Origin of the sequence: Vibrio sp. zbq_1 (assembly GCF_043102935.1) — a bacterium.
In the GTDB taxonomy this organism is placed as follows: Bacteria; Pseudomonadota; Gammaproteobacteria; order Enterobacterales; family Vibrionaceae; genus Vibrio; species Vibrio parahaemolyticus.
On record NZ_JBICJH010000026.1, the window covers coordinates 197,521 to 211,692 of the forward strand.

Annotated in this window: 19 protein-coding genes; 4 read left to right on the forward strand and 15 right to left on the reverse strand. The window is 41.6% G+C overall.

Features of this window, described 5'->3' with window-relative positions; all coding sequences use genetic code 11:
* Nucleotides 1-20 precede the first annotated feature (20 nt).
* The 8 genes from ACF8CV_RS13500 to ccoN form a co-directional block, all read right to left on the reverse strand.
* Nucleotides 21-698 carry a sulfite exporter TauE/SafE family protein gene (locus ACF8CV_RS13500; RefSeq protein ID WP_025555964.1) on the reverse strand — a complete coding sequence of 226 codons (678 nt, stop codon included), beginning with the start codon at nucleotides 696-698 and terminating at the stop codon, nucleotides 21-23.
* 8 nt (nucleotides 699-706) lie between these two features.
* On the reverse strand, nucleotides 707-871 hold the full coding sequence (gene ccoS, locus ACF8CV_RS13505) for a cbb3-type cytochrome oxidase assembly protein CcoS (protein ID WP_005457379.1): 165 nt from the start codon (nucleotides 869-871) through the stop codon (nucleotides 707-709).
* 14 nt (nucleotides 872-885) lie between these two features.
* A complete protein-coding gene (locus ACF8CV_RS13510) occupies nucleotides 886-3,249 on the reverse strand; it encodes a heavy metal translocating P-type ATPase metal-binding domain-containing protein (RefSeq protein ID WP_138938687.1) in 2,364 nt (787 codons plus the stop codon).
* Between the two features lie 4 nt (nucleotides 3,250-3,253).
* On the reverse strand, nucleotides 3,254-3,730 hold the full coding sequence (locus tag ACF8CV_RS13515) for a FixH family protein (RefSeq protein ID WP_005457371.1): 477 nt from the start codon (nucleotides 3,728-3,730) through the stop codon (nucleotides 3,254-3,256).
* Between the two features lie 89 nt (nucleotides 3,731-3,819).
* The gene (ccoP, locus tag ACF8CV_RS13520; protein ID WP_005477628.1) at nucleotides 3,820-4,794 is read right to left on the reverse strand and encodes a cytochrome-c oxidase, cbb3-type subunit III; all 975 of its coding nucleotides are present in this window, start codon (nucleotides 4,792-4,794) and stop codon (nucleotides 3,820-3,822) included.
* A complete protein-coding gene (locus ACF8CV_RS13525; RefSeq protein ID WP_005396487.1) occupies nucleotides 4,794-4,967 on the reverse strand; it encodes a CcoQ/FixQ family Cbb3-type cytochrome c oxidase assembly chaperone in 174 nt (57 codons plus the stop codon). The genes ccoP and ACF8CV_RS13525 overlap by 1 nt, the downstream gene beginning before the upstream one ends.
* 9 nt (nucleotides 4,968-4,976) lie before the next feature.
* Nucleotides 4,977-5,597 carry a cytochrome-c oxidase, cbb3-type subunit II gene (gene ccoO / locus ACF8CV_RS13530; protein WP_005457377.1) on the reverse strand — a complete coding sequence of 207 codons (621 nt, stop codon included), beginning with the start codon at nucleotides 5,595-5,597 and terminating at the stop codon, nucleotides 4,977-4,979.
* 12 nt (nucleotides 5,598-5,609) lie between these two features.
* On the reverse strand, nucleotides 5,610-7,037 hold the full coding sequence (gene ccoN, locus ACF8CV_RS13535; protein ID WP_005477654.1) for a cytochrome-c oxidase, cbb3-type subunit I: 1,428 nt from the start codon (nucleotides 7,035-7,037) through the stop codon (nucleotides 5,610-5,612).
* 256 nt (nucleotides 7,038-7,293) lie between these two features.
* Here ccoN and ACF8CV_RS13540 point away from each other — a divergent pair, with 256 nt between their 5' ends.
* The 4 genes from ACF8CV_RS13540 (at nucleotide 7,294) to ACF8CV_RS13555 (ending at nucleotide 11,421) form a co-directional block, all read left to right on the forward strand.
* The gene (locus tag ACF8CV_RS13540; RefSeq protein WP_005457383.1) at nucleotides 7,294-7,650 is read left to right on the forward strand and encodes a hypothetical protein; all 357 of its coding nucleotides are present in this window, start codon (nucleotides 7,294-7,296) and stop codon (nucleotides 7,648-7,650) included.
* A gap of 113 nt (nucleotides 7,651-7,763) precedes the next feature.
* Nucleotides 7,764-8,945, forward strand: coding sequence for an FIST signal transduction protein (locus ACF8CV_RS13545; RefSeq protein WP_024700058.1), 1,182 nt, complete (start codon nucleotides 7,764-7,766; stop codon nucleotides 8,943-8,945).
* Nucleotides 8,935-10,665, forward strand: coding sequence for an ATP-binding protein (locus ACF8CV_RS13550; RefSeq protein ID WP_138938686.1), 1,731 nt, complete (start codon nucleotides 8,935-8,937; stop codon nucleotides 10,663-10,665). The genes ACF8CV_RS13545 and ACF8CV_RS13550 overlap by 11 nt, the downstream gene beginning before the upstream one ends.
* 426 nt (nucleotides 10,666-11,091) lie before the next feature.
* The gene (locus ACF8CV_RS13555) at nucleotides 11,092-11,421 is read left to right on the forward strand and encodes a phage protein (RefSeq protein WP_338149267.1); all 330 of its coding nucleotides are present in this window, start codon (nucleotides 11,092-11,094) and stop codon (nucleotides 11,419-11,421) included.
* Between the two features lie 21 nt (nucleotides 11,422-11,442).
* Here the strand turns inward: ACF8CV_RS13555 and ACF8CV_RS13560 are convergent, their stop codons facing one another.
* From ACF8CV_RS13560 to matP, 7 genes are all read right to left on the reverse strand, one after another.
* Complete coding sequence (locus tag ACF8CV_RS13560; protein WP_025625196.1) at nucleotides 11,443-11,703, reverse strand: hypothetical protein; 261 nt, start codon at nucleotides 11,701-11,703, stop codon at nucleotides 11,443-11,445.
* On the reverse strand, nucleotides 11,685-11,870 hold the full coding sequence (locus ACF8CV_RS13565) for a hypothetical protein (protein WP_025625197.1): 186 nt from the start codon (nucleotides 11,868-11,870) through the stop codon (nucleotides 11,685-11,687). Before ACF8CV_RS13565 ends, ACF8CV_RS13560 begins: the two co-directional genes overlap by 19 nt.
* Nucleotides 11,864-12,109: a hypothetical protein gene (locus ACF8CV_RS13570; protein WP_025625198.1), complete on the reverse strand. Its 246-nt coding sequence runs from the start codon at nucleotides 12,107-12,109 to the stop codon at nucleotides 11,864-11,866. The genes ACF8CV_RS13565 and ACF8CV_RS13570 overlap by 7 nt, the downstream gene beginning before the upstream one ends.
* 116 nt (nucleotides 12,110-12,225) lie before the next feature.
* Nucleotides 12,226-12,504, reverse strand: coding sequence for a hypothetical protein (locus ACF8CV_RS13575; RefSeq protein ID WP_138938685.1), 279 nt, complete (start codon nucleotides 12,502-12,504; stop codon nucleotides 12,226-12,228).
* 324 nt (nucleotides 12,505-12,828) lie between these two features.
* Complete coding sequence (locus ACF8CV_RS13580) at nucleotides 12,829-13,152, reverse strand: hypothetical protein (protein ID WP_015296753.1); 324 nt, start codon at nucleotides 13,150-13,152, stop codon at nucleotides 12,829-12,831.
* Nucleotides 13,153-13,264: 112 nt separating this feature from the next.
* A complete protein-coding gene (locus tag ACF8CV_RS13585; RefSeq protein WP_005494983.1) occupies nucleotides 13,265-13,576 on the reverse strand; it encodes a DUF3634 family protein in 312 nt (103 codons plus the stop codon).
* A gap of 10 nt (nucleotides 13,577-13,586) precedes the next feature.
* Nucleotides 13,587-14,036, reverse strand: a complete 450-nt coding sequence (gene matP / locus ACF8CV_RS13590) for a macrodomain Ter protein MatP (RefSeq protein ID WP_005457449.1) — start codon at nucleotides 14,034-14,036, stop codon at nucleotides 13,587-13,589.
* Between the last annotated feature and the right edge of the window lie 136 nt (nucleotides 14,037-14,172).

The window sequence follows — 14,172 nt, forward strand, 5'->3', positions numbered from 1 at the left end:
CGGTGGTATAGAGTTTTGCGTTATATGAAACCAAGCATCTGCATGGCACCCGCGGCAGTATACGCGCCATAGACAATTAAGATTAATGCTGAGATGTTTCTAAATATTAATGATTTTTGCAGTTTCTGAAAATGGCTAGCTCCGTAACCAACAGCGAGCATGGATGGCAGCGTTCCCAAACCAAAAGCTAGCATGATTAGGCCGCCATTTACTGCGCTACCGGACACCGCCGACCATGTTAATGCCGAATAAACTAACCCGCATGGTAACCACCCCCAGACAAAACCAAAGGGCAGTGCGTGTATTGGCTTTTTAAGTGGTAAAAGGCTTTTTCCAGCTGGGGAGATAAACTTCCAAAGGTGCTGGCCCATCTTTTCTACGATGAGTAAACCTTGCCACCATTTCGCAATATATAACGCAACCAAAATCATGAAGATTGCGGCAACAAAACGCAGCCACGCAAGAGATTGAGCTAAGCCGCTGAGTTCCGATAACCCTGATATTGCACCTCCGACAAGTGCGCCTATTAAGGCGTAACTGCTGAGTCGTCCAAGGTTGTAGAATAAAGGTATGGTTGGGGAGAATTTTGAGCTTGAACTACCTAAAGAAAGTAGGGATGCGATACCACCACACATCCCCATACAATGGCCGGCCCCGACAAGGCCGATAAGCAAAGCACCTAAAAAATCAGGATTCATAAAACATACTACGGTTTCTTATTGTCTGATTGTTCTTCTTCATCTAATAAAATGTTGTGTCCTTGTCGCTCAAGATCTTCAAACTGGTCGCTTCGAACCGCCCAAAGAAAAATAGCGACAGCAACGCAAACAAGAACAATCGCGATTGGAATTAAAATATAAAGGCTTTCCATAAGTGTTCTCTTGTTTACTTCTCTTTTAGAAGTCGCAGTGAGTTAGATACAACAATGATTGAACTTGCTGACATCCCAACAACTGCGATATAAGGCGCAACTAGCCCTGCAACCGCTAACGGCAAAATTAACAAGTTGTAGCCTAATGACCAAGCTAAGTTTTCACGGATAATCTTTCTTGTACGAAGAGCCAATAGGCGAGCTTCCAATAACTTTTCTAAGTTATCTCCAAGAAGCGTCATATCTGCTGATGCCTTTGCAACGTCAGTACCACCACCCATAGCCACGGATAAATGGGCTCCCGCTAGAGTAGGTGCGTCGTTTATGCCATCACCAACCATCATGGTGATATCACTGCTATCAAGGCTCTTAAGATACGCGAGTTTGTCTTCTGGTTTTGCAGATGCGATCACATGCTCGATACCAATTTCGTCAGCAACAGGCTGTGCGTTTTGAATAGAATCACCAGTAAGTAAGGTTGTTTTGATGCCGGCTTCAGCAAAACGTTGAATAAACGCCTGACTTTCTTTGCGAATAGGATCGTGATAATAAAAAGTTGCAGCGTGTTCGTTGTTTATTGACAAGTAAATGGCATTGCTTTCTTTTATGCTCGAATCTAGCACAAACGAGGAGCTGCCAATTTTTACCGTCTTACCATTCCAAATCCCTTCGATTCCTGAGCCAATCACGTTTTTAACATCTGTTACAATAATCTCGTCATTACTGAAACCGATAAATGAACGCGCAATAGGGTGGTTTGCATGAGCTTCAAGAGCAGATGCAAGGGCCAGACTTTCCGCTTCAGAAAGCTCTTTGAATGTGCTCGTACGGCTAATCTCGATGTCACCTTTCGTTAATGTTCCTGTCTTGTCGACGACGAGATGATTAACTTTGCAAAGCGTTTCGAATACATGGCCTTTTCGCAACAGAATGCCAAAATTGCCCATTCGTGAAGTCGCACAAGTTAGTGCGGTCGGTGTAGCAAGGGATAATGCACAAGGGCATGTAGCGACGAGAACCGAAAGCATAATCCAAAAAGCATCATCTGGTTTGGTTTGGTGCCAATAAAACCAGGTTCCAGCTGAGATGATAAGAATTACACCAACAAAGTAGCGTGCTACGACGTCAGCAACTTCTGCAATTTTTGGCTTCGAATGCTGTGCTTCATCTTGAAGGCGCACAATATTTGAAATCATCGAGTCTGCTTTTGAATTGGTGACTTCCAACTCAAATGATTCATCTCCGTTTAATGTACCTGCATAAACAGCATCACCTTCTTTTTTTACGACATGAATAGACTCACCAGTCAGCATTGATTCATCAATATGAATACGGCCAGAAATAACTTTGCCATCAGCAGGGATATGTTCGCCAGGGAGAACGCGAATGCGATCACCAATCTTCAGCGTTTTAACTGGAATTTGTTCGCCGTCTAGTGTAGTTGCAATGGCAGGGATAAGCTTGAGCAAGTTACCGCTAGCAGCAGCAGCTTTGCGGCGAGCGCGCATTTCTAAGAATCGACCCACTAACAAAAAGAAGGTAAACATCGAGATAGATTCAAAGAATACTTCGCCTTGCTCAGTTACTGTCGCAACTAAACTCGCAACATAAGCGAAAATCAAAGCGATCGAAACTGGGACGTCCATGCCTAGAGTTCGCCCTTTAATGCTTCGCCAAGCATTAAGGTAAAATGGTAGGGCAGAGTAAAGAAGAACTGGTGTAGCGAAAATCAAACTTACCCATCGGAAGTAGTTTTTAAATTCAGGTTCCAAATCGCCAAACACTTCTAAATACAACGCCACAGCAAGCATCATCACTTGCATCGTCGCTAAGCCAGCAATACCCAATCGGTAAAGGTACTGCTTCATCATTCGGTGATAAGATGCTTCTTGTTTGTCTGCTTCAAATGGCGCGGCTTTATAACCAAGCTTATGAATAACTGAAAGCAGTTCACTTAACTTAACTTGAGTTTTGTCCCACGCAAGCAAAGCTCGGTTTGTTGTCGTATTTACCCGTATGGAGACTAAACCTTTAGCGCTGGATACTTGCTTTTCAATAAGCCATGCACAAGCGGCGCAGGATACACCTTCGAGAGATAATGTTACTTCAGATACATTGTCATGGTTACGTACAAATTCTGATTGAACGTCTTCATTGTCATAGTGGATCAGAGCTTGAAGTTGTTCTGGAACGAGGTCTGCTTTTTCAGCGGGTGCGGTTCGGTACTGGTAGTAAGAAACAAGACCGCTATCTACGATAGTTTGTGCGACAGTTTCACACCCCGGGCAGCACATCTCACGAACTTCGCCAAGTATTTCTACTTTAAAATCCGTGTTTGCTGGTACATCTTCACCACAGTGGTAACAGGATTTGCACATAAAATTACTTCATTAATGAGACTGAAACTGCTGGAAATTCGACTTTGCCTTGAATCATCCATTGCTTATCGTGTGGTTGAAGTTCAACAAACCACGGGCCTTGTATAGCGTCTTCAGTGGTAAAACGATAGTTGCCAGATGCATCTGCGGTAACTAGCTTCGTAAAATCACGATCGGGTAATGTACGGTGAGTAAACGTTGCTGTAAGCGCTGGGTAGTGCGTTAGCGCCCCTTTCGTAAAGCCAATTACGATATTGTTATCTAGAGAAGAAATGTTCGCATTAAGACCAAGATCACGAGCGACGTTCATTTTACTGATGTCGATATTTATGCCTTTGCCTTTTTTATAGTAATCCTCAGCAACAAGAGAAACAGAGTTGTTTGAAAAGACGACTACCGTGGCGATTGTCCAAACGACTACCGTAAGAGGAAGGATGATTAGGAACCACGGCCAGAATTGTTTATACCAAGGCTTTACCATAAAAAAGTTCTCAACAGCTAAATGAAAAAATGTAAGGCATTAAATTTAAAGGAAAGACAGCCCCTGTGAAAGGGGCTGTTATTGAAATGTTACTTATTGTCTGAGTTGCTTAAACTCCAGACATAAGAGGCAACAAGTTGAACCTTATCCTCACCTAGAATGTCCTTCCATGCTGGCATAACACCAGAGCGGCCATTCATTACGGTTTCAGTTACGGCAGCACGCGAGTCACCAAATAGCCAGTCTTGGTCAGTTAGGTCAGGGGCACCAACTGCTGGGTTACCTTTACCATCTGTACCATGACACGCTGCACACACAACAAAGCGAGCTTTACCTGCTGCAGCTTCACGAGCGTTAACTTTACGACCCGATAGGCTTAATGTGTAACTTACTACTTCTTGGACACCTTGCTCACCAAGCGCATCTTTCCATGCTGGCATTTGACCAATACGGCCATGCATGATGGTTGTTACGATTGCTGCTGGCTCACCGCCATATAGCCATGCGTCATCAGTTAGGTTAGGGAAACCTTTTTGACCGCGAGCATCTGAGCCGTGACATTGTGAACAGTTTTGCAAGAACAAACGTTGACCAACTTTTAATGCTTCTGGGTCTTGCGCGATCTCAGGAACAGGGCGTAGACCATTCGCATTATGAGCAAGTTTACGGAATGCTTCGCCGAAGTAGGCATCCGCATCATCCAGTTCTTTTGCGTATTGGTTGAGTTGTTTATTTTCTTGTGCCTGTGCAATAGCTTCTTTTGACTCTTCAAGCGAACGAACGGTTTGAGCCGAACTTTGCCAGTTTAAAAAGCCTTTAAAGCTACCTAGACCTGGGAACAGGGCTAGATAAACTGCAGCAAATACAAACGTGCTTACGAAAAGGTAAGTCCACCATTTCGGTAGAGGGTTGTTTAGCTCGCGAATACCATCGTACTCGTGGCCCATGTCTTCCCCTTCCTCGACGCCCATTTTATCTTTGGCGCACCAAGTCAGGAGGATCGCACAGCCTACTAGCGTACCGATAGTAATCACGATAATCCAGAGACTCCAGAATGTAGTCATTACTTCTTCACTCCTTGGTTATTTGGGGTCGTTTGTTCTTCGTCAGCAAACACCAAGTTGGCATCTTCTTCGAAGCGTGCTTTACGCTTCTTGCTAAATGCCCACCATACGATGCCGATAAAACTCGCGAAGAGCACTACGGTATAAATACTATGAATTGTACCGAAATCCATATGATCCCCTTACTTCATTGCATGACCAAGAGACTGAAGGTAAGCGATGATTGCATCCATCTCTGTTTTACCTTCTACTTCTTTAGCCGCATTCGCGATTGTTTCATCTTCGTATGGAACACCAAACTGATCGCGGAACACTTCAAGTTTCTTCTGAGTCAGCTTGCCATCTAATACGTTCTCAGCAAGCCAAGGGAAACCAGGCATGTTTGATTCAGGAACTAGTTCGCGAGGGTCAAGTAGGTGTACTCGGTGCCACTCATCAGAATAACGACCACCGACACGAGCCAAATCAGGACCTGTACGCTTAGAACCCCATAGGAATGGATGTTCCCACACACTTTCACCAGCTACAGAGTAGTGGCCGTAGCGTTCCGTTTCAGAGCGGAAAGGACGAACCATCTGGCTGTGACAAACGTTACAACCTTCACGGATATAAATGTCACGACCTTCCATTTCCAGAGGAGTGTAGACTCGTAAGTTTTCTACACTTTCTGTGGTTTGCTTTTGGAAAATCAAAGGAGTGATTTCAACAAGAGCACCCCAGCTGATTGCAAAAACAATAAAAATAGCCAACAAACCGACATTACGTTCTAGAATTTCATGGCGATTATTAGAATTATTACTCATTCTTAAATCTCCTTATGCCGGATGAGGGATAGCCTTGAGGCTTTCTTTTGGCGCACTTACCGTTTTGTACGTGTTGTATGCCATTAAGAACATACCTGATAGGAAGATGAAACCTCCTAGGAAACGTACAAAGTAGAATGGGTAAGATGCTTCAACTGACTCTACGAAGCTGTAAGTCAGGGTGCCGTCAGAGTTAACTGCACGCCACATCAAGCCTTGCATCACGCCAGAGATCCACATTGCTACGATATAAAGAACCGTACCAATTGTTGCTAACCAGAAGTGGACGTTGACCAGACCCACAGAGTACATGCGCTCTTGGCCAAACAGGCGAGGGACTAAGTGGTAAACTGAGCCGATTGAAACCATTGCAACCCAACCTAGCGCACCAGAGTGAACGTGACCAATGGTCCAGTCTGTGTAGTGAGATAGTGCGTTTACTGTCTTAATCGACATCATCGGACCTTCGAAAGTAGACATACCATAGAAAGACAATGAAACGATTAGGAATCGTAGAATAGGGTCGTAACGAAGCTTATGCCAAGCACCAGACAACGTCATAATACCGTTGATCATACCACCCCATGAAGGAGCAAATAGAACGAGAGACATCACCATACCCAGAGACTGTGTCCAGTCTGGTAGCGCAGTATAGTGAAGGTGGTGAGGACCTGCCCAAATATATAGAGAGATCAATGCCCAGAAGTGAACGATAGACAGACGGTAAGAATAAACAGGACGTTCAGCTTGTTTAGGTACAAAGTAGTACATCATACCTAGGAAACCAGCGGTGAGTAGGAAACCTACCGCGTTGTGTCCGTACCACCATTGCACCATTGCATCCACCGCACCGGAATAAATCGAGTAAGATTTACCCAGTGATACAGGGATAGCCATGCTGTTCACGATGTGAAGTACTGCTACTGTGATGATAAATGCACCGAAAAACCAGTTCGCCACATAAATGTGGGAAGTGTTTCGTTTCACTAACGTTCCAAAGAACACCACTGCATATGAAACCCATACAATCGCAATAGCGATATCAATAGGCCATTCTAGTTCAGCATACTCTTTACCTGAGGTAAAACCTAGAGGTAGAGAAATCGCTGCGGCTAGGATAATTGCTTGCCAACCCCAGAAGGTGAAGGCAACGAGTGGGCCACCAAAAAGACGTGTTTGACATGTACGCTGAACAACATAATAAGATGTTGCAAACAGGGCACTAGTACCAAACGCAAAAATTACCGCATTAGTATGCAGTGGACGTAAACGACTGTACGTCAACCACGGCGTATCAAAGTTTAGCTGTGGCCAAACTAATTGAGCGGCAATCAAAACACCAACAGCCATACCAACTATGCCCCATAAAATGGTCACAAGGGTAAATTGGCGAACGACTGTATAGTTGTAGTTTTGTTCAAGCTGCTTTACTTGGCTCATTTGCATGCTTCCAATTTCTAATTAACTACACTTTACTTCCAACACGACTTGCGTCGTAACACCACCCAAGTAAACTCTAGAACTCAAGTGTTATCATCACCTTATTTCTATTGCTGACTTTAATAAAAAGTGGCATTTTCAGCGTGACACTATACTTGAATTAACAATTCAATGACAGAGTAGTAACCTTACTGGAGCTCTGGAAATCATTTTTTATTTAAAAAGTTTGAAGTTTGTAACAAGGATATTAGTAATTATGCCTGCACAAAAGTTAACAAAGGCGAGACTTGCACAAATCTTAATCATGCTCAGTCTTTTAGTTGGTGCGTTTTTCTGGAGAACCTTTACGCACGAGACCAGCACAAGCGTTGATTGTTCACAAAAAGAGCGATGCGATGTAACAATTGGTGAAGATAAAATCACGATTAATCGTGATTCGAGTGGGATTTTGATTGAAACAACTGAAAGTACAGGTCTAAAAATTGATCTGAATCAATCTGGTGTGTTTGATAGTATAAGCGACAATCATTATAGAGCTGAATGGAATGCTATATCTGCAACCAAAACGATTAAGCTCAAAATAAACCAAAATATTGTCTTAGTGCATTTATAAATTAGATCTGACACGAGATAATGGCATCTTCTTTGTGAAATTCGAACCTTCTAGCCTAACGATAATTTGTCGTAATGGTATAACAGTAACGTGACAAACAATAATAAAAGCGTATGCAGTGCCAATCAGTATTTACCCATATTACCGACGAATATTTAGCAGTAGAGAGGCTTCGTTCAGATCTGAGCCAAGAACACTTGTCTTACATCATCTGTTATTACACAGAAGAATACGACTTCAGAGCCATTCGCTCTGCCTTTCTTAGATATTTCCCTGGTGTTCCATTCCACGGTTCAAGTTCATGCCAAGCCATTATGACTGATCAGGGTTTTCACGTTGGGCCAGTCATAGCGGCTATGGCTATCTATGACTCAGGCCCACATGCTTATGGAACTGGTATTTCTAATTGTGAAGAAAATGAGTGTGTCTCCGTCGCTCTAGATATGGCTCTTCAAAATGCTAATCGAATTGGCGAAGTACCGAACTTAATTCTTCTTCATGCAACTCCTGGGAAAGAAGAAAAGATTATCGAATCGATCGACGAACGCTTCGGCACACTTGTTCCTATCATTGGCGGTTCTGCAGCAGATAACCACATTGAGGGAAAATGGTCAGTGATTACAGCGCAAGGCCATGAAAAGCAAGGGATTAGCCTCACACTATTTTACTCCTCTAATCCCGTTGATATTGCTTTTAGTGCAGGTCACACACCAACCAACATCAAAGGCATTGTTTCCAAAGCAAAAGGACGGTGTTTACTGGAAATAGATGGTGAATCAGCACTAGATACTTATCGAAAGTGGACTCGTCATCAAGAAAACCTAACTAGCAAAGAAAACCTACTCTTTACCAACTCCAGCGCTTATCCCTTGGGAAGAGTTGCCGGACATTTGTACGATAGACCTTATTACAAGCTTTCCCATCCAATACGTGAGACCGAAGATGGGGGGATTGAGCTATTTACCCAGATTTCGGTAGGGGAAGAGCTTACTTTGATGAAAGGGAGTAGGGAGCATTTAATCGCTCGAGCGGCAAAAGTCGTGAATGCTGCATTTAACCAAAAATTAGAAGAATCTCGAAAAATTGGTGTCATAAATATATTTTGTGCAGGACCGATGTTGCACTTAATGCAAGACATGAATAGCGTTTGCGAACAAATTAATCAGGAACTGGAACACTTGCCATTTATATGCCCATTTACCTTTGGTGAGCAGGGAAGATTTATCGGCGGCGAAAATGGACATGGAAACTTGATGATCTCATCAGCGATTTTCCATAAACCTTATGAAAGATAAATATTTAGACACATACCAACAAGAAGCATTACAAGAAGCGTTAGTTGAGCTAAAGCAGACCAAACAACGGGAAAAATTGCTTGCCGATGAAAACAAAGCGATTCTTTCAGCAATCTCTGCAATGAGCGAGGCAAAAAATCGTAATGAAATTTTTTCGGGGCTAAACAGCGTTCTAAAAAAGTACATCAGTTTTGAAGACTTTATTGTCATCACGCGCGATGACAGCCGTTATCCGTTCAAGACGTTAATCTCAACCAATAGCGTGTTTGATAAGGTAGAGTGGTTACACGGTAACACAATGGATCGCGCATTAAACGGCGAGTGTATTCTATTATTCGAGCCAACGAAATTGTTAGAGTTTGAGAACTTAAATAGCTTTGTTAAAACACATGTTAACTCCGTAATTTTAACGGGCATTCGTTCGGAAGTAACACAAAGCATCATACTATTAATTGGAGCTCAAAAAGGGCATTTTAGTATTGAAAACAAAGAGACTCTAAGGCGCTTTAGACCCCTTATAGAACGTGCTGTTATCGACATAGAAACAAAGGAAAAGTTACAACGTATTGTTGAGGTAAGAACGACTCAACTTGCAAGAGCTCGTGAAGAAGCAGAACTAGCCAACCAGTCAAAATCTGAGTTTTTGGCAATGATGAGCCACGAGATCAGAACGCCTCTTAACTCAGTTTTAGGAATGCTAGACATCCTGAGACAATCTACCTTATCAGATGAACAATTTGATGCCCTCAATCAAATGGAATGCTCCGCTGAGCTTCTTCTAGCCATCATTAGCGACATTCTCGATCTTTCAAAAATTGAATCCGGTAGCTTCCAATTAAACGAACAGTGGATACATTTAAATGACACTGTAACTTTTGTAATTTCTCAGCAAAAACAAGTAGCTATAACTAAGAATCTTTCTTTTAACTTTGATTGTCAGATCTCATCAGACAAACAGTATTGGATTGATTCGACGAGGCTGTCACAAATTCTCTTTAATTTGATTGGGAATGCCATTAAGTTTACGGACTCAGGAAGTGTGTCTGTTTCTGTCGCTGAAGAAAATGACGAAATTGTAGTTTCTATATCTGACACCGGAATTGGAATCTCGAGAGCAAAACAAGCCCATTTGTTTACGGCATTCCATCAAGGTGATCGCTCAATTACTCGAAGGTTTGGTGGTACAGGTTTAGGGCTTGCTATTACCAAGCACTTAGTTGAAATGATGAGAGGTGAAATCTGTGTAAAAAGCCGCGAGAATGAGGGTTCTGACTTCACCATTCGAATTCCAGTTCTAACACGTTACAACCAAAGCCGTCCTGTAAAAATTGAGCATAATAGACCAAACAAAGCTCTAAACTTGCTTATCGTCGAAGACACTCAATCAAATCAACTTGTCATTAAATTGATTCTTAACAAGCTTGGCCATAACGTTCATATTGCAAGCCATGGCGCAGAGGCGCTTACATTTCTTGAAGAAAACGATACTCAAATTGATATGATCTTGATGGATGTCTCGATGCCAGTAATGGATGGAATAACGGCAACTAGGCTGATTAGAAAGAAAGGAATCACAATTCCAATCGTCGCTTTAACAGCGCACGCGCTAGAAAGTGATAAAGATAAGTGCTTAGACGCTGGCATGGATAGTTTTGTATCAAAGCCAGTTCGCAGGCAAGATATCTATGAAGCTATACAATCATTAATAGAAACGGCGTAGTCATTAATATAGATCTTAACAATCGATAGATTATTAAGATCTATATTAAGTATTTTATGGTAAATACTGATTATGTTTAATCAGCTATCTAAAAGTTAGCTCAAATTTAAAATCTGAAAGAAATAGGAGAGCAAAGTAGAAAGAATCTGATGTATGGTTACATTTAATTTAACATAATATACATAATGCGCACCGAGGGGTGGTTTGTTAATAAAGGCTAACTCTTTGATTAAGCCTTTCATAAGTGTCTGATAACCAAGCCGTATTTTTTATTTTGTCGATTTCCATAACGCAAGTTACTTGTACTATTCGTGACGTTCGTTTTGTGCAATCAACGAAAAACCACTATAAGCCTGACCGCCACATAATGTTGCGTTCGGTAACGCCCAAAACAACAAGAAAAATAATTTTAGTCAGTTATTCAATATGCGAGCGTTGTCATGTTTCGTTCCTATCAATCCAATGGCAGAAAAACTACTGTTGATTAAAGCGCTTGGTTATTTGCCTAATGATTTGCGTTGGTCTGGGTTTCGTATCTGTGAAAAACGAGCTGTGTTTATCACACCGTCTGGTCGTGAGTTTAGCCCTAAAGAATTGGAAAGCTTTGTGTTCTGGCGTGACGAACATCGTCAGTTTGTGGAAATGTACGGACACTTCGAATATCCCAAGATTTACCCCGCTAAAGAAAACGTGTTGCCGTTTCGTGGCGGCCGTAGAATGAACGCCGCAGAATGGATACCTAGTAAATTTAGATAGAAAATGGAAAATTTAGGCGGATTATACTCCGCCTTTTTGAGATTTTGCCCACTCTAGAATTTTTGCGTACTGCCTATCTTCAGCCTCTTTTTTAGTGCGACCATAACACTCTTTAAATGTCTTCGGCTCTATAATTTCTTTGCTAGGTATAACTTTTTGAGTTTTAGCAGATGCCCAGTAATGATAAATGTCACCTAGTGGTGGAATTATCGGACCCACAATTATTTTATGTTCAAAACCTAAGTCATTCAGTAAACTAATTGCTAGTTTGCGGTTATCCACGCTTTTACCTCTCTACCTTCGGTTGTTTTTATCTTTCGCTCCACATAACCCGCAGCCTTCATTTTCTGCAATGTGTGTGGCTCTTTGGGATTGCGTAGCTGATAAACTGGACGACAAGTCTTGATGTCCTCACCAATAAACTCTAACAAATCTCTTACGTCTAACACTTGTTTTGCTCCAACTCGGCTGTTTGCAATATATGCGCTTGCAATAGATTTGCACAATCTTCGAGATTTTCTTCATCTGCCACCTCATTAAGAATTTCAAATAGCTGATGGTTGTCCAATTTCGGATATTCACTCCTAAGTTGCTGATAAAAAAGGAAACCTTGCTTGTTAGATATCAGCAGCCTACCACCATGAAAAAAATCCCTTAGTTGTATGCTACTTGTGGTAAAAAGTTTCATCGAATCTCCCATATTCTTTTTTAAAAAGTATAAATATTCAATGCGTTACCAGCAATACAGTTTGTCCTTTTGCATACATAAAAACCCTCAAAAATAGAGGGCTTTTATGTTCACTTTCAGTTCGCGCACACTTCTGCAGCATCCTTAGGCATCACCCAGCCATGCATTTCTTCTGATAGAACAAAACGTAGGTCATCAACTGTCATACTTTTAACTACCGAAGGAAGCCAATGGAATTTATGGACAAGATAGAAATAAACGGCATCCATGCCATCTAGTGATTTATAACCTTCTCGTTCTGCTAGGAAATCCCCGAATACATCTAATGAAAATGCCAAATCCGTATCAACTTTATAAATTTGTCTTTTTGCGAGGTAGTGTTGTTTGTCTCTCATTTGTGGTTCTCCAATAATTGAAATGTCTAGGAAGCTCCACATTAGTATGATTTATTGTACATATCCACTCCGCCCAAATTTTTCGCACACCATTGCCACACAAAAAAGCCGAACCCCATCGCTAAGGGTTCGGCTTTTTTAGGCTTCTGCTTTGGTGGCTTTCATTTGAAGCCTGTCGAGGTCAATCGATCCGCCAAAAGTATAGGCTCCCTACTCGTTGTGTAAATCGTCATTAATGACGTTTCGAACCAGTTCGCAGGGTTACGGATTATAGAAACCAATTGATTTGCGGTAACTCGGTCTTGCTTACTTTAAACTGAAGGTTCACGAACCAGTTGTTATATGTATGCGGATATATTTTTCAGGATGTTTGTAACGATATCGCTTACCGGTTTTTAAGTTTGAACGAGCAAAACGGCAAACTTTTGTATCTCCGCTTCCAGTAACTCGTTTTACTATTGCTACTTTTCCTTTATGTTCCATTTCAATCATTAAATCGCAATAACCATCATATTGGTCGAACTGCTTATCGACTTTCTTTTGTAGCGTCGATTTAATTTTCTTAGCCACTGGATTTGTTTCTGAATCATCGGCCAATGTTGACGCTGTGGGTAACAATAATAAAAATAAAGTGACAACGTATCGCATTCGTAAATCCATTTTTGATAAATGGACTGATTGTAATTTTTTATGCGTCAAATGCTAAAACGGGACACAATTTTGCGTCCCGTTTAACGTAGATAAGTAATTGATATGTCGGCTAAGCTTGTTTCTTGCCTTTATTGGCTTTGAAACCTTGATGAGGAAAAACATTTCGAATTCGTTGTTGAACTTTCTTTGGTACGTCTTTTGAAAAGACCAGCCTCATTCCGGAGCGTTGGTTGTACACTTTGAGTTCACCAGTAAATGGGTCATGCTCGCCAATATCTTGTAAGTTATGTTTAAAAGATGGAGGTATATGCCCTTTTACCTTACTCAAGTGGCCGTCATCAAAACTCACTTTTAACACGGGTCTATCCACGGCGATCAACCAGAATATGACGATTGCAGCAATTAATATCACATATAGCATCTAACACTCCTTAGCTGGATAGTAGCTTACTCAAGTCTTCTTTGATGGACGTAACTTTCTGGCTTGCTTTTTCACTTCTTGAGGCTTCTGAAAGTAGATATTCAATGGCATCAGACAGCGTACACCCCAGTTCATTAGCTCGATTAGATAATTTTTCCCAAACACGGTAATCAAGATCGATCGATTTCTTTTTGGTGTGAACTTGTTCTGCGTTGAAGTGGCGCTTTCGTTTTGCGCGAATTGCCTGCTTGAGTTTGTTCTCTAGCTCTTCAGACATGTGTTTTTCAATCCAAGCTAGCACTAATGTAGGTTCGTGCTCTATGCGTCGTAACTCGGCGATAGCTGCATCAGCTTCACTTGTATCAATATGTCTGGTAATCGCTTCACCATCTTTCCATTTTTTGATTAGATACTTCCACTTCCATCCACACTCTAAATTTTCAAGTTGCTGATATTTCATTCTTTCTGACTCATAAAGCTAACCTGGTGACAGCGTAACCCAGTTATAGTTATTCATCAATGAAAACTCTTTGAAGTATCGATGTTGATCACTCATTTGTCCAAATGATACTCAACGAGTTATTTACATTTACAAC